The sequence below is a fragment of the Neobacillus sp. PS3-12 genome (genome assembly GCF_030915385.1).
GTDB lineage: Bacteria > Bacillota > Bacilli > Bacillales > Cytobacillaceae > JAEVLT01.
The window spans coordinates 841,689-859,201 of record NZ_CP133268.1 but is presented as its reverse complement, the minus strand read 5'-3'; the positions used below and the strand labels follow the sequence as shown (position 1 = coordinate 859,201).

19 protein-coding genes and 1 pseudogene are annotated in these 17,513 nt (G+C 35.9%); 16 read left to right on the top strand and 4 right to left on the bottom strand.

The genetic code is table 11. The features are described 5' to 3' along the window. The first annotated feature begins 12 nt into the window (after positions 1–12). From ccsB to RCG17_RS04440, 4 genes are all read left to right on the top strand, one after another. Positions 13–1,200, top strand: coding sequence for a c-type cytochrome biogenesis protein CcsB (gene ccsB / locus RCG17_RS04455; protein WP_308174061.1), 1,188 nt, complete (start codon positions 13–15; stop codon positions 1,198–1,200). A gap of 334 nt (positions 1,201–1,534) precedes the next feature. Beyond that, the gene (locus RCG17_RS04450; RefSeq protein WP_308174060.1) at positions 1,535–2,251 is read left to right on the top strand and encodes a response regulator transcription factor; all 717 of its coding nucleotides are present in this window, start codon (positions 1,535–1,537) and stop codon (positions 2,249–2,251) included. Further along, entirely contained in the window at positions 2,248–4,020 is a 1,773-nt protein-coding gene (locus RCG17_RS04445) for an ATP-binding protein (RefSeq protein ID WP_308174059.1), read from the top strand. The genes RCG17_RS04450 and RCG17_RS04445 overlap by 4 nt, the downstream gene beginning before the upstream one ends. A 360-nt stretch (positions 4,021–4,380) precedes the next feature. After that, a complete protein-coding gene (locus tag RCG17_RS04440) occupies positions 4,381–5,154 on the top strand; it encodes a peptidoglycan DD-metalloendopeptidase family protein (protein ID WP_308174058.1) in 774 nt (257 codons plus the stop codon). A gap of 112 nt (positions 5,155–5,266) precedes the next feature. On the opposite strand, the gene RCG17_RS04435 is transcribed toward RCG17_RS04440, so the two are convergent. Continuing rightward, positions 5,267–5,515 (bottom strand): ferredoxin, encoded by a 249-nt coding sequence (locus tag RCG17_RS04435; protein WP_308174057.1) that lies wholly within the window; start codon positions 5,513–5,515, stop codon positions 5,267–5,269. A 237-nt stretch (positions 5,516–5,752) separates the two neighbouring features. On the opposite strand from RCG17_RS04435, the gene RCG17_RS04430 reads away from it, so the two are divergent. From RCG17_RS04430 to RCG17_RS04410, 5 genes are all read left to right on the top strand, one after another. After that, positions 5,753–6,802, top strand: a complete 1,050-nt coding sequence (locus RCG17_RS04430; RefSeq protein WP_308174056.1) for a YpbB family protein — start codon at positions 5,753–5,755, stop codon at positions 6,800–6,802. After that, a complete protein-coding gene (locus tag RCG17_RS04425) occupies positions 6,802–8,286 on the top strand; it encodes a RecQ family ATP-dependent DNA helicase (protein ID WP_308174055.1) in 1,485 nt (494 codons plus the stop codon). Before RCG17_RS04430 ends, RCG17_RS04425 begins: the two co-directional genes overlap by 1 nt. 9 nt (positions 8,287–8,295) lie before the next feature. Then, positions 8,296–8,877, top strand: coding sequence for a CPBP family intramembrane glutamic endopeptidase (locus tag RCG17_RS04420; RefSeq protein WP_308174054.1), 582 nt, complete (start codon positions 8,296–8,298; stop codon positions 8,875–8,877). Between the two features lie 20 nt (positions 8,878–8,897). Beyond that, positions 8,898–9,212, top strand: coding sequence for a hypothetical protein (locus RCG17_RS04415; protein ID WP_308174053.1), 315 nt, complete (start codon positions 8,898–8,900; stop codon positions 9,210–9,212). Between the two features lie 115 nt (positions 9,213–9,327). Further along, positions 9,328–9,786: a YpbF family protein gene (locus RCG17_RS04410; protein ID WP_308174052.1), complete on the top strand. Its 459-nt coding sequence runs from the start codon at positions 9,328–9,330 to the stop codon at positions 9,784–9,786. A gap of 26 nt (positions 9,787–9,812) precedes the next feature. Here the strand turns inward: RCG17_RS04410 and RCG17_RS04405 are convergent, their stop codons facing one another. Genes RCG17_RS04405 through RCG17_RS04395 form a run of 3 tightly spaced genes read right to left on the bottom strand, consistent with a single transcriptional unit; the run spans position 9,813 to position 10,890 of the window. Continuing rightward, a complete protein-coding gene (locus RCG17_RS04405) occupies positions 9,813–10,382 on the bottom strand; it encodes a manganese catalase family protein (RefSeq protein ID WP_308174051.1) in 570 nt (189 codons plus the stop codon). Between the two features lie 20 nt (positions 10,383–10,402). Continuing rightward, complete coding sequence (locus RCG17_RS04400) at positions 10,403–10,663, bottom strand: spore coat protein CotJB (protein WP_308174050.1); 261 nt, start codon at positions 10,661–10,663, stop codon at positions 10,403–10,405. Continuing rightward, complete coding sequence (locus RCG17_RS04395; protein ID WP_308174049.1) at positions 10,660–10,890, bottom strand: spore coat associated protein CotJA; 231 nt, start codon at positions 10,888–10,890, stop codon at positions 10,660–10,662. The genes RCG17_RS04400 and RCG17_RS04395 overlap by 4 nt, the downstream gene beginning before the upstream one ends. A gap of 150 nt (positions 10,891–11,040) precedes the next feature. Between RCG17_RS04395 and RCG17_RS04390 the strand changes: the two genes are divergently transcribed. The 7 genes and pseudogenes from RCG17_RS04390 to sleB all read left to right on the top strand — a co-directional run bounded on the left by RCG17_RS04390 (position 11,041) and on the right by sleB (position 17,510). Continuing rightward, entirely contained in the window at positions 11,041–11,673 is a 633-nt protein-coding gene (locus RCG17_RS04390; protein WP_308174048.1) for a CBS domain-containing protein, read from the top strand. Between the two features lie 119 nt (positions 11,674–11,792). After that, complete coding sequence (locus RCG17_RS04385) at positions 11,793–12,569, top strand: metallophosphoesterase (RefSeq protein ID WP_308174047.1); 777 nt, start codon at positions 11,793–11,795, stop codon at positions 12,567–12,569. Between the two features lie 95 nt (positions 12,570–12,664). Beyond that, on the top strand, positions 12,665–13,246 hold the full coding sequence (locus RCG17_RS04380; protein WP_308174046.1) for a genetic competence negative regulator: 582 nt from the start codon (positions 12,665–12,667) through the stop codon (positions 13,244–13,246). A gap of 218 nt (positions 13,247–13,464) precedes the next feature. After that, the gene (locus RCG17_RS04375; protein ID WP_308174045.1) at positions 13,465–14,742 is read left to right on the top strand and encodes a Glu/Leu/Phe/Val family dehydrogenase; all 1,278 of its coding nucleotides are present in this window, start codon (positions 13,465–13,467) and stop codon (positions 14,740–14,742) included. A 115-nt stretch (positions 14,743–14,857) separates the two neighbouring features. Beyond that, positions 14,858–15,829: a YpdA family putative bacillithiol disulfide reductase gene (locus tag RCG17_RS04370; RefSeq protein WP_308174044.1), complete on the top strand. Its 972-nt coding sequence runs from the start codon at positions 14,858–14,860 to the stop codon at positions 15,827–15,829. An 84-nt stretch (positions 15,830–15,913) separates the two neighbouring features. After that, positions 15,914–16,602, top strand: a pseudogene (gene prsW, locus RCG17_RS04365) (glutamic-type intramembrane protease PrsW). A gap of 83 nt (positions 16,603–16,685) precedes the next feature. Further along, a complete protein-coding gene (gene sleB / locus RCG17_RS04360) occupies positions 16,686–17,510 on the top strand; it encodes a spore cortex-lytic enzyme (RefSeq protein WP_374120943.1) in 825 nt (274 codons plus the stop codon). Positions 17,511–17,513 lie beyond the last annotated feature (3 nt).

Genomic DNA, 17,513 nt, shown 5'->3' with positions numbered 1-17,513 from the left:
GGGGTAGTAATCTTGGTGAATTTAAGTAGTAATCTGCTTTATATTGCCTTTATTCTTTATTTAATTGCCACTTTGTTTTTTGGAGGAGCAATTAAATATAAAAAAGGAGTCAATGAAAAAGAAGGCACGAATCGATGGGGAAAAATTGCCGTAGTTCTTACAATTGTCGGATTCATTTCTCAATTGGGGTATTTTGTTACAAGATGGATTGCAGCTGGACATGCACCTGTTAGTAACCTTTTTGAATTCACCACCTTTTTTGGCATGGCGTTAGTGGGAGCCTTTATTCTTGTTTATTTTATTTATCGAACTCCTCTATTAGGATTATTTACGATGCCAGTGGCAGTTTTAATTATTGCCTATGCGAGTATGTTTCCGAGAGATATTACCCCATTAATTCCAGCTCTGCAAAGTGACTGGCTTAAAATCCATGTTACGACAGCTGCGATTGGCGAGGCAATTCTTTCAATAAGTTTTGCCGCAGGATTAATCTATCTTGTCAAAGTCATTGATCAAACAAAAGCAGGAGCCCGAACATTTTGGCTGGAGATTGTCATGTTTGGGTTGGTCATGACAATAGGATTTGTTCTCGTATCCTCGGTATTTACCGGTATTGGCTATCATGAAAAATTTAATTGGATTGATAAAACTAAAGCCCAGGCACAGGTAGAATACACAATGCCTGCCCTTGTAGGGCCTCATGAAGGCGAATTGATCACGAAAGATAAATTTAAGCCATTTTTCTCGGTGCCAGCCATCATTAATGCAAAAAAAATGAATACAGTCATTTGGTCATTTTTCAGTGGATTGTTAGTATATTCGCTAATTCGACTTGTGTTAAGGAAACGAATCGCTGCTGCACTGCAACCATTTGTAAGAAATATAAAACTAGATTTGGTCGATGAAATAAGTTATCGTTCTGTGTTAATTGGCTTTCCAGTTTTTACCTTAGGAGCTTTGATTTTTGCCATGATTTGGGCGCAGATTGCTTGGACAAGATTTTGGGGTTGGGACCCCAAAGAGGTTTGGGCATTAATTACCTGGTTATTTTATGCTGCTTTTTTACATCTTCGGCTTTCAAAAGGCTGGCATGGAGAAAAATCTGCATGGCTGGCAGTAATCGGATTTGTTATTATTATGTTTAATTTAATTGCTGTTAATTTAGTCATTGCAGGATTACATTCCTATGCAGGATCCTAAAGTAACTAGTCTGAAATAGAGTGATTTCTCAAATCTCACCTATAGAATGTTATACTTTTTAGTCACTTTGCAAATATTAACTATAGTCCTCACTATTAAAAAGTGGGGACTTTTTACCACAGCTTAGAAAGTATTTATCATTTTTTTATGGGAGAAAAATTATTTTAATAAAAAATGCAAGTAACTAGTACTAATTTTTCAATATATATAGTAAAAATAGGTAATTTTTTTTCATTTTTGTGAACATTTTTAGTACATATTTCAACTGCTTTTACTGAAAGCATAGCAAAATTGGACACCATTTTGTAAAATAACACCATGAGGTGATTTATTAATGGAAAAAGACGTGAAAATTTTAGTTGTAGATGACGAGGAAAGAATCCGCCGTTTATTAAAAATGTATCTAGAACGTGAGGAATATTCCATTGATGAAGCAGAGGATGGAAATGAAGCCCTATCGAAGGCATATGCAAATGACTACGATGTTATTTTGCTCGATTTAATGATGCCTGGAAAAGATGGAATTGAAGTTTGCCGAGAACTTCGAGAAAAGAAAGCAACTCCAGTCATTATGCTTACAGCAAAAGGGGAAGAAGTAAACCGCGTTCAAGGTTTTGAAGTAGGTACGGATGATTATATCGTTAAACCATTCAGTCCAAGAGAAGTGGTTTTGCGTGTAAAAGCATTACTCCGAAGGTCATCCCAAACAAGCTATTTACAAACAGATACGACGACAAAGGATGTAATTGTTTTTCCCCATTTAACAATTGATAATGATGCACATAGAGTAACAGCCGATGCTAAAGAAGTCAGTTTAACTCCAAAAGAATACGAATTGCTTTATTTCTTAGCAAAGGCTCCAGATAAAGTTTTTGATCGTGAACAGCTCCTAAAAGAGGTTTGGCATTATGAATTCTTTGGAGATTTACGTACAGTTGATACACATGTAAAACGTCTTCGTGAAAAGCTAAACAAAGTATCTGAGCAGGCAGCAAGAATGATCGTAACAGTTTGGGGTGTGGGTTACAAATTTGAGGTAGTAAATGAATGATTTTAATACGAAGTGTAGTAGGTAAACTTTGGTTTACCATCCTTTTATTAGTTTCATTTGTTCTTTTTATCCTGACTGTTATGTTGCTAGAATACTTTGATAACTATAATATTGTCGAAACAAAAAAAGATTTAACAAAAACAGCCGAGAAAATTTCAAACGTTTTAGAAGAACATGGAAATAGTAATTTTCAACTTGGTTTAGAAATATCATGGGAAATTTTGGATGATGTGACTAGAGTAGTGATTGTTAAAGATAAAAGTGAAATCTACTATTCTCCTAATACTGTTGATAAAAAGAAACTAACGTTTTCTGCTATACAAAAAGATAAAGAATTATCGAAGGTTTTCGATGGACATACAAAAGTTGAAAAGGTTTCAACTCTCTCAACAAAGCAAAGTGACGACAGTTACTCCATAGTAGGTGTTCCGCTTCATCTGTCAGGTAATAAAAATGGAGCCGTTTTTATTTATCAATCATTAAACGTAGTAAAAGAAACATCGCAATCTACAACAAAATTTATTCTTCTTGTTGCTGGCGTTGCAATCATCTTAACAACAATCTTTGCTTTCTTTCTGTCAACGAGAATTGCTGCACCACTTCGAAAAATGCGCGAAGCAGCATTTGAAGTGGCAAGAGGAAAGTTTGACACAAAAGTTCCGATCCTCACCCATGATGAAATTGGGGAATTGGCGACAGCCTTTAACCAAATGGGAAGACAGCTAAAGTTTAATATGAATGCATTAAGTCAAGAAAAAGAACAACTGGCAAGCATTTTAAGCAGTATGGCAGATGGTGTAATCACTTTTAATCGGGATGGAACCATTTTAATTACAAATCCGCCAGCCGATCGATTTCTCCAATATTGGTATTATGAAAAGGGTGGTTTTAGCTCAGACACTGAATCGATCCCTTCAAAAGTTATGGAACTGTTTAAACAAGCAGTTGATACAGAAAAAGACCAAATAGGAGAAATATCTTTACAAGGGCAGCACTGGGTCATTTTAGTAAGCCCACTCTACAGCAATCAATTTATTCGTGGTGCCGTCGCCGTTGTTAGGAATATGACGGAAGAACGGAAATTGGATAAGCTTCGAAAAGATTTTATTGCCAATGTTTCACATGAACTAAGGACGCCTATTTCCATGCTTCAAGGGTATAGTGAAGCAATCGTTGATGATGTTGCTGAGACTGAGGAAGAGAAAAAAGAAATGGCTAAAGTCATTTATGACGAATCTTTGAGAATGGGCCGTTTAGTAAATGAATTATTGGATCTTGCGAGGATGGAAGCAGGCCATATTCAACTCACCATTGAAGAAGTAGATCTTAGTTCTTTTATTAATCGGATTATTCGAAAATTCCAAGGGATTGCCAAGGAAAATGAAATTAATATTAGTGCAAATATAAGTGAAGAAATTACCCATTTTTCATTTGATCCAGATCGTATTGAGCAGGTCCTTACAAATTTAATTGATAATGCAATTAGACACACTCCAAAGGGCGGGTATGTTGCAGTAACGATTATACGTGACGAAAAGGGCATCCATATGGAAGTTAAGGACTCCGGGTCAGGGATACCTGAAGAAGATTTACCTTTTGTGTTTGAACGTTTTTATAAAGCAGACAAAGCAAGGACAAGAGGAAGGTCTGGAACAGGATTGGGACTGGCAATCGCCAAGAATATTATTGATGCCCATCGGGGACAAATTTCAGTTCAAAGTAAGCTTGGCCAAGGTACGACATTTTCCTTTTTCCTTCCGCGAAAATAGAAAGAATGACAATAAATTTGCCGATTGTTTTTGTTTCACGAGAAACATAGAAAAAAGGATTTCATATCTTCAAACTCATCCAATAATTTGGGTGGGTTTTTTAGCTAATAGGAAAGTGTAAATTTTTTTCAAAATTTACACTTTCCTACGTCGCATAAGTGCAACTACGCCTCTGTCTTCGCCCTTTGGGGCTCGCCAATCGGCGAGTTTTCTTTATTTTGAGAACGAAAAATATGAATAAAATCGCAAAAAACTCCAAATTATAACAAGTATGCTTGGCAACTTATCTGCTCTGATGTTCTAAATAGAAAAAAGCCTACATATGGTGAAAAAAGGAAGGATAAAACAAGGAGGATCAAAATGCGAGACTACATAAAAAGGTTTTTGATTGCTGGAATTATGGCACTTTGTGTCGGGTTGTTATTTTTAGGAGCCAAACACTCCCAAGCCAGCATGGTTAACTCAAGTGATCTGAAAGAAGAATGGATATGGCCTGCGGATGGCATAATTTCAGATACTTTTGGCACAAGACAAGGAAAACATAAAGGAGTCGACATTGCTGGGAAATTAAATTCTCCCATTTTTGCAGTTGATGATGGTGTAGTAGAAAAATCCTATTATTCAGATAGCTACGGAAATGTAATTTTTATTCACCACCCAAGTAATTATGTTACGGTCTATGCTCACTTAAATGAAAGACTCGTAACATCTGGTCAGCAGATACGAAAAGGAGATACAATCGGAAAAATGGGAAGGTCCGGGCAAGCTACAGGTGTCCATCTTCATTTTGAAACGCATCAAAATGAATGGACATATGAGAAAAAGTTTGCTTTAGACCCTGAAGGACTTTTGGGGGAAAAACGATTGGGCGAAGTAGTACAAGCTGGGGTGGTAAACCATGGAGAGAATGTCTTGGAGGCAAGTACACGTTACGGTGTGCAGGATGAAAAAACATTAAATCACCAAATAACCATAAGAAATAATTCAGAACATACATACGTTGTAAAACAGGGAGATACACTATCTTCGATTTCACGGATCCGTAATATTGCCGTTGAGGAACTAAGAAGAGCTAATCATCTTCATTCAGATTTAATCAAAACAGAACAAATATTGATTATCCCTAAAAAGTAAACTTTCTATGCCGCAGATGAAATGATCAGCGGTTTTTTTTAAGCAATTCCAAATATAAAAAACCCTCTCATACTGAGAGGGTATATTAGCTTAACTGTATAATTAAAAATTATTATTCAAATTTAGTTGGGTTGCCATCAAATGGCTCATCAGCAACTTTAATTGAATCAGTTGGGCAGCCTTCAAATGCATCCATCATATCATCAATTAAAACATCAGGAATTTCAACGATTCCTGCGTTTTCATCAAGTGTTACGAATGCGATGCCTTCATCATTATAATCATAAATATCTGGTGCTGCTGCGCCGCATGCTCCACAAGCAATGCAAGTTTCTTGGTCAACAATAGTGTACTTTGCCATGAAAAAATACCTCCCAGTATAATTAAACAAATATAGTGCTTTCTTGCTTCCCACAATTAAGTATGGAAACCATTTCACATACCTATTGTAAAACTGAATCGCCAACTTTTCAATAGGAAATTACGTCATAATTCAAGGATATCGATTAGATTCGGCACAATTCCACATTTTTAACAAACTTGAGTAAGAGTTTCATGTTAAAATAAGATTAAACATTGCTTAAAGGTGGTGGGTGGAATGTCGTATTTTGACAGGGTTGTTCTTGATTGCTTAAAAAGTCTTAATGGCGAAAGAACTATATATTCCATTTATCATCTCTTAAAAGGAAAGAAAACTTCACAAACGATTCAAGATGCGCACCTTTTTCAATTAACTCCTTACTTTGGAGTATATTCCTCTATTACGCGTGACTCTCTTGAAGCTGTAATTAATAAACAATCAGAACAACAATGGGTTATTTCTTGTGGGGACCAGCGTTATGGATTAACTAAAGCAGGAGAGGAATACCTTTTACAGCTCTGCACCCAATTTCCTGCACCAATTTATCTAAATGGGTTGAAATTTCATCAAAAGGATTTGCGTTTCTGGGAAAGGTTATCATTGCTTGTGCAAGTAGTTTCAAACCTTGTAAATAAAGAAACAAACTATATCCCGATCCAGAAAAATAAGGAGACGCATAGCTGGGTTAAATCTTTTTTTCAAAAGACCAAATTGGGAAGAAACCAATTTGGCATAGAATTATATGAAGAGTTAGCAGCTTGTCTGCAAGTCGATAATCGTCTTAACCCGTCTATTCTTATTTTTCGGCTTACAGGTTTTAAAAGGATAGGGCAGACCTCAATACAGATTGCAGAAATGCTCAATATGACCATTGAGCAGTACCAGCTTGAATTTTTAAATATACTTCATTACTTAATTGAAAAAATATCCACAGATAAAAACCAGTTCCCCTTTCTTTATGCCATTCTTGAGAATTTAAATGAGAAAATAGTGATGACGAATTCCTCCTATAAAACATACGAGATGCTGAAAAGGGGATATTCTCTTGAGGAAGTTGCTGAATACAGACAGTTAAAAACAAGTACAATTGAAGACCATATTGTTGAGATTGCCTTAAATATGGTGGATTTTTCTATCGATAATTTTGTTGATCAGCAAAAACAAAAAAGAATTATAACAGCAGCCGAAAAAACAGCATCTAAGCAATTAAAGTTAATTAAAAATGAGGTTTCAGCGGCTAATTACTTTGAAATTCGCTTAGTTTTAGCTAAACATGGGGTAAGATAATGGAATTAGAACAACTGTTAAAAAAATATTTTGGATACAATTCCTTTAAGCCAGGACAAAAGGAAGTAATTACATCTATTTTAGAAGGGAACCATACACTTGCTATGCTCCCGACAGGAACAGGTAAATCCCTTTGCTATCAACTTCTCGGTTATATATTTGAGGGAGCTATTATTATCGTTTCTCCGTTATTATCACTTATGCAGGACCAAGTAGAACAAATGATGAGTTTTGGGGAAAAACGGGTTATTGCGATAAACTCATTTTTAACATATGATGAGAAAAAAAATGTCCTTCACAATATAAAAAAATATAAGTTTATATTTTTATCTCCAGAAATGCTGCATGTAAAAAGCCTGCTTCAAATTTTAAAGACTATCAATATTTCATTATTTGTAATTGATGAGGCACACTGCATCTCACAGTGGGGGTATGATTTTCGTCCTGAATATTTAAAATTAGGGGAAATTAGAAAAAGTCTAGGAAACCCTTTAACATTAGGCTTAACAGCGACTGCTACTAACCAAGTACGAGAAGATATTATTTCTTCCCTCGGTTTAGTGAACGTAAAAAAGATTGTGTCATCTGTTGATCGTCCAAATATTGCTCTATATATGAAACAGTTTGCAGATTACCAGGAAAAGCAAAGTCAACTAATTGAGTTGGTGAATAATCTTCAGCCTCCAGGTATCATTTACTTTTCTAGTAAAAAAGCGGCAGAACAAACAGCCTTACTACTTAAGGAAAATGGAATTAAAAATATCATGGCTTACCATGGCGGAGTGGATCAGGAGCAAAGAGTTTTAATTCAACAGCAATTTATTCAGGGGCAATTAGACATTATTTGTGCTACTTCTGCTTTTGGAATGGGTGTTAACAAAGAAAATATAAGGTTTATTATTCATTACCATATGCCATTGCAAATTGAATCCTACCTTCAAGAAATTGGAAGGGCAGGGAGAGATGGGAACCCCAGTATTGCGGTATTATTACATTGTCCAGGAGATGAGCAACTGCCATTATTGCTTATAGAAAGGGAATTGCCAACAATGAAACAAATTGATTGGTTATTTAGCCGCATAGGGATAAATGGAAATTCCTTGATACTAGATGAAAACTTAATGTCATTAGGAGGATTTACAGAAACACAATGGCGGATCATGAAGGAATTTTCAGGGAATCTTAATGAACAGATTGAAGATCTTGAGAGAATAAAGGAAAACATCAAGGATTATGTTTTAAAAAGAAATAAGGTTAAGTACGAAAACCTCTTTCTGGTGAAAAAATGGATGGAGTCCAATGGTTGCAGACGCAATTTTATTTTTAATTACTTTGAAGAAAAGACTAACTTAAATGTTGTAGAAAATTGTTGTGATCATTGTGGGGTTGAGCTTTCAAATTATAAAATAAACGGTAAGAGGAATTTTTCTGAAATGAGTCAAGAAAATTGGATTGATTATTTAGCGAAAATTCTTTTAGTGTGAGTATAAAATATGAAAAATAATTATAGTGAAATGATTAATGAACTAACAGATAAAGAATTAATTCGCCACCTTTACCTGACCCAAATAATCTTGTTAGTACTATCCTTGGGATTAAGCCTATTTTTATTTGAGGGATTCACGTATTGGCAGCAATTTAATTTGGTGGATATCCATATTGTTACGATTGGATTGAGCGCTGGATTAATGGTCGTTATTATTGATTTTCTGTTTACAAAATGGTTGCCAAGTTCTTATTACGACGATGGAGGATTAAATGAAAGGATCTTTCGCCATCAGTCTGTTTTCCATATTTTTGTTATGACACTTTTTGTGGCATTTAGTGAAGAGATGCTCTTTCGTGGGATCATTCAAACCAAAATGGGTCTGATTCTGTCGTGCATTATATTTGCTGTAGTTCATTATCGCTACCTTTTTAATTGGTTCTTGTTTATTAATATTGTTTTACTAAGCTTTTTGATTGGTTTTATATTTGCTTGGACGGATAATCTGGCAGTTACAATTGTTATGCATTTTGTCATCGATTTTTTTTCTGGAATCCAAATAAAATGGAAAAATACAAACAAAGATTAAATACAAAGAAGGGTTGTTCCATGGGTAAAGAAGAACCATACCGCGATCAAGCTGACAAACTAAAACAAAGAATTGAAAAATATAAAGACCCTGAGCACGTAGAGTCAGCACTACCGCCGAGAAGCGAATTGCATCGTCATAAGAAAAAGAAAACAAAACTGAAATTGAAATTTCCTTTACTTCGTTTATTAGTCTTTTTCTTTATACTTTTGCCAATAACCATATTTAGTATCTATACTTATCTAGGAAATAAGCACATTGGAACGTTAAAAACTTCAGTTCCGGCAAAAGGCTATGAAACTATTAACGTTGAAAAGTCAAATGGTGGCAAATAATTGCCTAATCATCAGAGGAAATAATCAAGACAGCCAACCGATCAAATAGTGATCGGTTTTTTTCATATTTTTAAGGACAAGTTCATAAACATAAAAATGAAATGAGGTGACGAAAATGGAATCGCCAATAAAATTACTTGATGATAAAACGGATCCGGCAACTAAGCAAATTCTTGAAAATGTGGTTAAGAGAAAAAGAAAGTTTGAATTGTATAAAAAGCGTCATACGGCAACGATTTGGGTAACGATCTCGATCGTTTCACTTTTCTTTTTATATTTGTACTTCACCATTGCTTCAAACTACTCTTATTCTTTTGCCGCAATGTTTTCGGCTTTTGTTAATGACACAAATAACTTAACGTTTCTTGCGGCAACGGTCGGAATGTATGGATATATGAATTTACTAAAAGGAAAAAAGGAAAAAGCTGAAAAGGAATTTCATGATCTTCGCTGTGAAATAGTTGACCGTTCCAAAGATCTTTGGCGTAAGGAGGATGCATGGAAAAATCGCCATCTAGTCTTTGAAATGATGAAAAAAAATTACGATATCAACTTGTACCATGAAAAAAAGTAAGAAGCAGTCGTAAGCTGCTTCTCTTCCTAGAATACTTTTTTCTGATTCTGTTCTTCTTTTAAAATTTCCACTGCCTCACGGAACCGCTGCGAATGAACAATCTCTCGTTCTCGTAAAAAACACAGACCGTCATTAAGGTCAGGGTCATCACTTAGATTAATAAGCCATTGATAGGTGGCCCTTGCCTTTTCTTCAGCGGCAATATCCTCATATAGGTCAGCAATGGGATCTCCCTTTGCCTGGATATAGGTAGCTGTCCAAGGTACACCTGCAGCATTATGATAAAATAAAGCACTATCATTATTAGCGTAATGTTCACCCAGTCCTGCAGCTTTAAGCTGCTCAGGAGTGGCATCCTTTGTTAATTTGTACACCATTGTTGCAATCATTTCTAGATGGGCAAATTCTTCAGTTCCGATGTCAGTAAGCAATCCAATCACCTTATCGGGAATAGTATATCGTTGATTTAAGTATCTTAAGGCTGCTGCTAACTCTCCATCAGCACCGCCGTATTGTTCGATTAAAAATTTTGCTAATGTCGGATTACAGGTGCTTACCCGAACTGGATACTGGAGTTTCTTTTCATAAATCCACATGATTTGTGCCTCCCTCCATTTTAAACCTGCCAAGGCCATGGAGTTTCTGCCCAATTCCATGGATATGATGAATAACTATTTCCATACTGTAATAATGGGCCAAACTCCTTTTCAAATGCCTTTTTTAATTGTCTTCTTTCCTTCGCAAACTGGTTAAATTGGTTGATTGCATCCATATCGGATGGATGGGTATCTAAATATAATGTGAGTTCAACTAATACAAAATCAACTGCCTGAAGTTGTTCCAACATTTGATAATATTCGGCAGGAAGTTGTCTCATGGTTGAGAATCCCCCTCTATACGTTGAGTTGGATTAAAGTATGGATCGTATAATGGTTTCCATAAAGTTCCGGCTCTAAGAGCCTCTGCAGGAGTAAATTGCGGAAGATTGGGCGGCTGAAACCCCATATAAAGGTGCGGTGGAGTAGAATAGGTTTTAACCTTCATAGGGACACAGGGATCGAAAGGACTGACAAAAGGATGATACACTTTATGATGAGTATTCATAGAAGCCCTCCCTTAATTAACATCAGTTAATATTATGTGATTTTTTTTTGAACATGACAGAAAACTGTGATCATGAAAGGGATTTTACTTTTCGTTTGAAGTATAATTTATATGTAAACGTGAGATATTTTGTACATTGAGGTGATAGAGATGTTTGTTAAAAGCATTATGATCCCGAAGCATCATTGTATTACAGCTGAACCTAAGGAAACGCTGAGATCTGCATTAAAAAAGTTAGAAGATCATCAAATCGATGGGATGCCAATAGTAGACGGTGACAGCTATGAAGGAATGGTAACAAGATATCATATCTATGAAAAGAATTTCCTTTCGGACAAACAAAAAGACGAATTTTTAGATTCGACATTTGTAAAGGATATTGCTACACACCAAGACATATTTTTGGTTGTAGACGAAGTTTTTGAAAAAACATTATTAGAATTGAAGGACTTTCCATTATTAGCAGTTGTTGATGAAAAACAGAGAATCATTGGGATTATGACCCGTGCTGATGTTTTAGAACAATTTGAAAGTGCTTTTGGGTTGAATCGACCTGGGGTTCGGATTGCATTTACTTCTGTCGAAACGGAAGGAAGGATTGCTCGGCTTTCAGATATTGCTCATCAATTTCAGGTACATATCATCTCACTTGTTACCTTTGATGAGACAGATAAACTTGTTAGAAGGATCGTAATGAAAATAGAAAAGAATAATCATGTAGACCGTTTCATAAAAAAACTCGAGGAACATGGTTTTCGCATATTGAGTGTTAAAGAAGATTGATTGGTTTTTCTAAACGAATAAAAAAGAAACTTTCTCATACATAACTAGAGAAAGTTTCTTTTTTTATCTTTCGACATTAATATGCTACTATTTTTCTTACAACTAAAAAGGAGACAACAATGGAATTTTTGGGGCTTTTTCTTTTTTTGGCAATTGTAGTTTTATTACTTTGGATGTTAAAAGAAGCATTTTTAAATAAAGTGGTAAGGAAGGAATTGCAATTTTCTGCTTTCCCTGCATCATTCGGTAAAGTATCCATATTCTTTATTTCCGATATTCACCGAAGAAACATTTCAGATAAGATTATTCGTGAAATTAAAGGACAAGTTGATATTGTAGTAATTGGCGGAGATATAACGGAAAAAGGTGTGCCATTGGAGAGGACAAAGGGAAATCTTAAAAAGTTAAGAAACCTTGGGCCAACATATTTTGTATGGGGTAATAACGATTATGAAATTGATTATCATAAATTAAAGACAATATTTTTTGAACATGGAATTAAGATTCTTGATAATACTGCTGTGGTATTTGAATCGAATACGGGGGATAAAATAACTCTAATTGGTGTTGACGATTTAGCACTGGGGCGAGATCGCCTTGACCTTGCGTTGATGGATGTTGAAGAAAACAGCTTTAAGATTTTAGCTTCTCATAATCCCCAAATAATTAAAAAGTTTAGTCCAGAATTGAACATTAGTTTGGTATTAAGCGGGCATACACATGGGGGGCAAATTCGTATCTTTGGATTAGGCCCCTATGAACGGGGAAAAATAAAAAAGATTCATCATACAACATTGTTAAATAGTAATGGATATGGAACTACCTCGATCCCATTAAGACTAGGGGCCCCCGCAGAATGCCATCTAATAACAGTCAAAGGTGATTGTCATGAATGATGCGAAAAAAAAGAATGGGGTATAGACAATTCACCAACAAACTGCTGTGACATACACTGAATTTAACAGTGACGTCACGGCAGGGGGCAATCAGAATGCGTTTTGAACGCTTGACAGCTAATAAAATTAAAATCTTTCTAACCTCTGATGACTTGTTTGACAGGGGGCTATCAAAAGATGACCTTTGGAAAGATTCCATAAAGTGGGACCAACTTTTTCAAGACATGTTAAAGGAAGCCAGTGAGGAATTTAACTTTGATTTCCAAGGAGCAATTGCGATTGAAATATTTTCAATACAATCCCAAGGAATGATTATGATTATTACGGTTGAAGAAGTCGGAGAAGGTGAAGAATTATTACAAGACGGATTTCTTGAAATGAAGGTTAAGGTGGAAGGATCTTCCTTTATCTTATATGAATTTGAAAGCATTGAAGAAATCATTGAGCTATCCAAACGATTCTCGCAGATGAAACTTTTTGGTGGTACTTTATATTCCTATAATAATTATTACTATTTATTAATGGAAAACTTTTCCCCCCTTGATATAGATAGAATCATTGCTGTTTTGTCGGAATATGGAAATGTTTCTATTCTCAGTCCACATGTTTTGGAGGAGTATGGAATAAAAATCATAAACAATAATGCGGTGGACACTATATCTCACTTTTTTAAGTAGGTTTTGGGTTCACCGCCCTCTTACCTAAATGATGAAAGAAACGAAAGATCTGCAAGTAAAATGAAAAATCCTCTAATAACTACATTGGTAGCGTTTACATCAATAGTGTGACTTAAAGAAAAGTCAGTCGTTTTCATCTTGCATATATCGTTTAAACGTGTATACTTGTGTCTGAATGCGGACTACATTCACTAGTGTTATCTTAGGGAGGATTACATATGTCAGCCAATAATAGTAATGAAAAGACAGCTAATGAAACCAAGCATGATGTGTTGGCATCTACACAGACTGTTATCCATAAAGCTTTACAGAAGTTAGGTTATCCGGAGGAAGTATACGAGCTGTTAAAAGAGCCATTGCGTTTACTAACCGTCAAAATCCCTATTCGAATGGATGATGGTTCAATAAAGATTTTTACGGGATATCGTGCCCAGCATAATGATGCCGTTGGGCCAACAAAAGGTGGAATCCGTTTTCATCCAGATGTTACTGAAACAGAAGTAAAGGCCTTGTCCATCTGGATGAGTCTGAAATGCGGAATCGTTGATCTTCCATATGGCGGCGGCAAGGGCGGTATCGTCTGTGATCCCCGCGATATGTCATTTCGAGAACTGGAGAGATTAAGCCGCGGTTATGTAAGAGCCATTAGCCAGATTGTTGGGCCAACAAAGGATATTCCCGCTCCGGATGTTTTCACTAACTCACAAATCATGGCATGGATGATGGATGAATATAGCAGAATTGATGAGTTTAATTCACCAGGCTTTATAACTGGAAAGCCTTTAGTATTAGGAGGCTCACACGGCCGTGAATCTGCCACTGCAAAGGGAGTAACCATTTGTATCCGAGAAGCGGCTAAGAAAAAGGGAATTAAAATAGAAGGGGCAAAAGTGATTGTCCAAGGTTTCGGTAATGCAGGCAGCTATTTATCAAAATTTTTGCATGATGCCGGAGCAAATGTGGTTGGAATTTCGGATGCATATGGCGCCTTGTATGATGAAAACGGACTGGATATAGACTATCTATTAGATCGCAGGGATAGCTTTGGTACTGTAACAAAATTATTTAATAACACCATTACCAATAAAGAACTGCTTGAACGTAATTGTGATATTTTAGTTCCAGCAGCGATTGAAAATCAAATAACGGAAGAAAATGCAAACAATATTAAGGCTGGTATTGTTGTAGAGGCTGCTAACGGTCCGACAACACTTGAGGCAACAGAAATATTAACGAATCGGGGAATTCTTCTAGTTCCTGATGTATTAGCGTCTGCAGGAGGAGTAACCGTTTCTTATTTCGAATGGGTGCAAAACAACCAAGGGTATTATTGGTCTGAAGAAGAAGTGGAAGAAAAATTAGAAAAGGTTATGGTTAAATCATTTAATAGTATATATAATACAGCCCAAACACGTCGAGTGGATATGCGCCTTGCTGCCTATATGGTAGGTGTAAGAAAAATGGCCGAAGCAAGCCGTTTTAGAGGTTGGATCTAAGCCTTTACATTGAAACATATTGAAAAATCTCCTATCATGAAACATGGTAGGGTTTTTTTAGTTAACCTAAAATTAAATATAAAGTACATATACTGTTTTGGTAAGGAGTGTTACAATGCAAAAGGAAGATGTTATTATTATAGGTGCAGGCCCTTGCGGGTTAGCTGCGGCCATTTCGATAAAAAAAATCGGGGGAAATCCTCTTATTATTGAAAAGGGCAACATCGTGAATGCAATATATAATTATCCTACACATCAGACTTTCTTTAGTACGAGTGAAAAGCTGGAAATCGGTAATATTCCTTTCGTTACTGAAAACTATAAACCAAAAAGAAATCAGGCATTGGTTTATTATCGTGAAGTTGCAAAGCGAGAACATTTGCGAATTAATGCCTACGAGAAGGTTAATGAAGTACAAAAGCTTTCTGATGGCAGATTAAAAGTTGTTACAGATAAGGCTGTTTATTCAGCATCCAGCGTAATTATTGCAACTGGCTACTATGATCAGCCAAATTACATGAATGTTCCTGGTGAGGATTTACCAAAAGTTTTTCATTATTTCAAGGAAGCCCATCCTTATTTTGATAAAGATGTCTGTGTCATAGGTGGTAAAAATTCCAGTGTGGATGCTTCACTTGAATTGGTTAAGGCTGGAGCAAGAGTAACCGTTTTGTACAGAGGCAGCAAATATTCGGAAAGTATTAAGCCGTGGATTTTACCTGAATTTGATTCATTAGTAAGAAACGGGATTATTTTCATGGAATTCGAAGTGAATGTGAAAGAAATAACAAATAACTCTGTAGTATACAGCAAACATGGCAAACAGAAAACAATTAAAAATGATTTTGTTTTCGCCATGACAGGTTATCACCCAGAACATCAATTTTTAAAAACAATGGGGATAAAAATTGATGACGCAACAGGAAGACCTCTATATAACGAAGAAACAATGGAGACAAATACTGAAGGTATTTATATTGCAGGGGTAATAGCAGCAGGGAATAATGCAAATGAAATATTTATTGAAAATGGAAGATTTCATGGTGATTTGATCGCAAAGGCCATGTTCGAAAAAATAAATAGTTAATAAAGAAACTCGATAATAATTTTTAATTTTATTTACTAGCATTCCATGATACGATTAAGAAAATAATGGAAAAGGGGATTATTCATGCTGGGAATCCTATCCGCCGGAATTGCCCCTGCTTAGCATTACTAAGTTTTTTTTATCTGAAGGATGAGTATGAAGCCGAGCCCATCCCCTACGTAATAAGAACCTTTATATATGGGGCTTTGCTGGTGTTTCCAATCATGTTTATTCAGCATGTCTTGCAAGTAGAAAACTTGATTAAATCTGAATTCGTCGATGCATTTATATCCTCTGGTATGTTTGAAGAACTTTTTAAATGGCTTCTTCTTTACTATGTGATTTACCGCAATGTAGAATTTGATGAACCTTTTGATGGAATTGTATATGGGGCCTCTGTTTCCTTGGGGTTTGCAACAACTGAAAATATTTTTTATTTATTCAGTCATGGAGTTGAGCATGCGTTCTCCAGGGCCTTACTGCCGGTTTCAAGTCATGCCTTGTTTGGGGTAATCATGGGCTTTTATTTAGGTAAAGCAAAATTTACCGAAGGATTAAAAGTAATAGGTGTAATCGTTGCACTAATACTTCCTACAGTTCTGCATGGATTCTATGATTTTATACTAATCTCACAAGAGAATTGGCTCTATATGATCATGCCATTTATGATATTTCTTTGGTGGCTTGGTCTAAGAAAGGTTAAAATGGCTAAAATTTTAAGCGCTAAACACTTTAATAAACCATATCCTATTCAAAAAACCCTACATTCCTAAATGTAGGGTTTTTTTTGAATAAAACTTCCAATAAAACAAAAGATAGTTTTATCGTACATTACAATTGGGGGTTATTTTTCATGATAAAGAAAAAAGTACTGCTAAAAGCCTTCATTCTAATCTCCCTTTGTATTCTGCCGTTATCACTTTTTGAAAAATTCGGGACTGTCCAAGCCTTTTCAGGCCAAGTAATACAGCGCGGTGCTACGGGTGATGACGTGATTGAATTGCAATCAAGACTCCAGTATATCGGATATTATAAAGGGAAAATAAATGGTGTTTTTGATTGGGGGACATATTGGGCATTAAGGAACTTTCAACAAGCATACGGAATGCCTGTTGATGGATTAGCAGGGAAAACCGCAAAAGAAAAATTAGTAAAGGTAAGCAGCTATAATGAACAGTATATTAAAAGCAAAGTTAATTCTGGACAAAACGTTACAAATTACGGATCGGGAAAAGGTAATCAAGCAACAAATTCTAACAACAACAGTTCAACAACCAATGGGGGAGCTCCCCAAAAACCAACTGCTGTAAATACACCTCAAGGATACTCACAAAATGATATTCAATTAATGGCAAATGCCGTTTATGGGGAATCAAGAGGAGAACCCTTTATCGGTCAAGTAGCGGTTGCCGCAGTTATTCTTAACAGGGTACAGAGTGCTTCCTTCCCTAACACAGTTGCAGGTGTTATTTTTCAACCAGGTGCTTTTACAGCTGTTTCTGATGGTCAAATCTGGCTTACTCCTAATCCACAAGCAAAAGAAGCAGTTATGGATGCCTTAAGTGGATGGGATCCGACAGGCAGTGCCTTGTATTATTTCAACCCTGCCACTGCCACAAGCTCTTGGATATGGAATCGTCCACAAATTAAAAAAATCGGAAAACATATATTCTGCAAGTAATGA

Bases quoted from the DNA above. Each gene is read 5' to 3' on its own strand.
- RCG17_RS04385 (WP_308174047.1), top strand. From the start codon at position 11,793: ATGGAATTTTTGGGGCTTTTTCTTTTTTTGGCAATTGTAGTTTTATTA.
- RCG17_RS04415 (WP_308174053.1), top strand. From the start codon at position 8,898: ATGGGTAAAGAAGAACCATACCGCGATCAAGCTGACAAACTAAAACAA.
- RCG17_RS04435 (WP_308174057.1), bottom strand. From the start codon at position 5,515: ATGGCAAAGTACACTATTGTTGACCAAGAAACTTGCATTGCTTGTGGA.
- RCG17_RS04420 (WP_308174054.1), top strand. From the start codon at position 8,296: ATGAAAAATAATTATAGTGAAATGATTAATGAACTAACAGATAAAGAA.
- RCG17_RS04400 (WP_308174050.1), bottom strand. From the start codon at position 10,663: ATGAGACAACTTCCTGCCGAATATTATCAAATGTTGGAACAACTTCAG.
- RCG17_RS04380 (WP_308174046.1), top strand. From the start codon at position 12,665: ATGCGTTTTGAACGCTTGACAGCTAATAAAATTAAAATCTTTCTAACC.
- RCG17_RS04390 (WP_308174048.1), top strand. From the start codon at position 11,041: ATGTTTGTTAAAAGCATTATGATCCCGAAGCATCATTGTATTACAGCT.
- RCG17_RS04410 (WP_308174052.1), top strand. From the start codon at position 9,328: ATGGAATCGCCAATAAAATTACTTGATGATAAAACGGATCCGGCAACT.
- RCG17_RS04430 (WP_308174056.1), top strand. From the start codon at position 5,753: ATGTCGTATTTTGACAGGGTTGTTCTTGATTGCTTAAAAAGTCTTAAT.
- RCG17_RS04405 (WP_308174051.1), bottom strand. From the start codon at position 10,382: ATGTGGATTTATGAAAAGAAACTCCAGTATCCAGTTCGGGTAAGCACC.
- RCG17_RS04370 (WP_308174044.1), top strand. From the start codon at position 14,858: ATGCAAAAGGAAGATGTTATTATTATAGGTGCAGGCCCTTGCGGGTTA.
- RCG17_RS04395 (WP_308174049.1), bottom strand. From the start codon at position 10,890: ATGAATACTCATCATAAAGTGTATCATCCTTTTGTCAGTCCTTTCGAT.
- RCG17_RS04440 (WP_308174058.1), top strand. From the start codon at position 4,381: ATGCGAGACTACATAAAAAGGTTTTTGATTGCTGGAATTATGGCACTT.
- RCG17_RS04425 (WP_308174055.1), top strand. From the start codon at position 6,802: ATGGAATTAGAACAACTGTTAAAAAAATATTTTGGATACAATTCCTTT.
- RCG17_RS04375 (WP_308174045.1), top strand. From the start codon at position 13,465: ATGTCAGCCAATAATAGTAATGAAAAGACAGCTAATGAAACCAAGCAT.
- RCG17_RS04445 (WP_308174059.1), top strand. From the start codon at position 2,248: ATGATTTTAATACGAAGTGTAGTAGGTAAACTTTGGTTTACCATCCTT.
- RCG17_RS04450 (WP_308174060.1), top strand. From the start codon at position 1,535: ATGGAAAAAGACGTGAAAATTTTAGTTGTAGATGACGAGGAAAGAATC.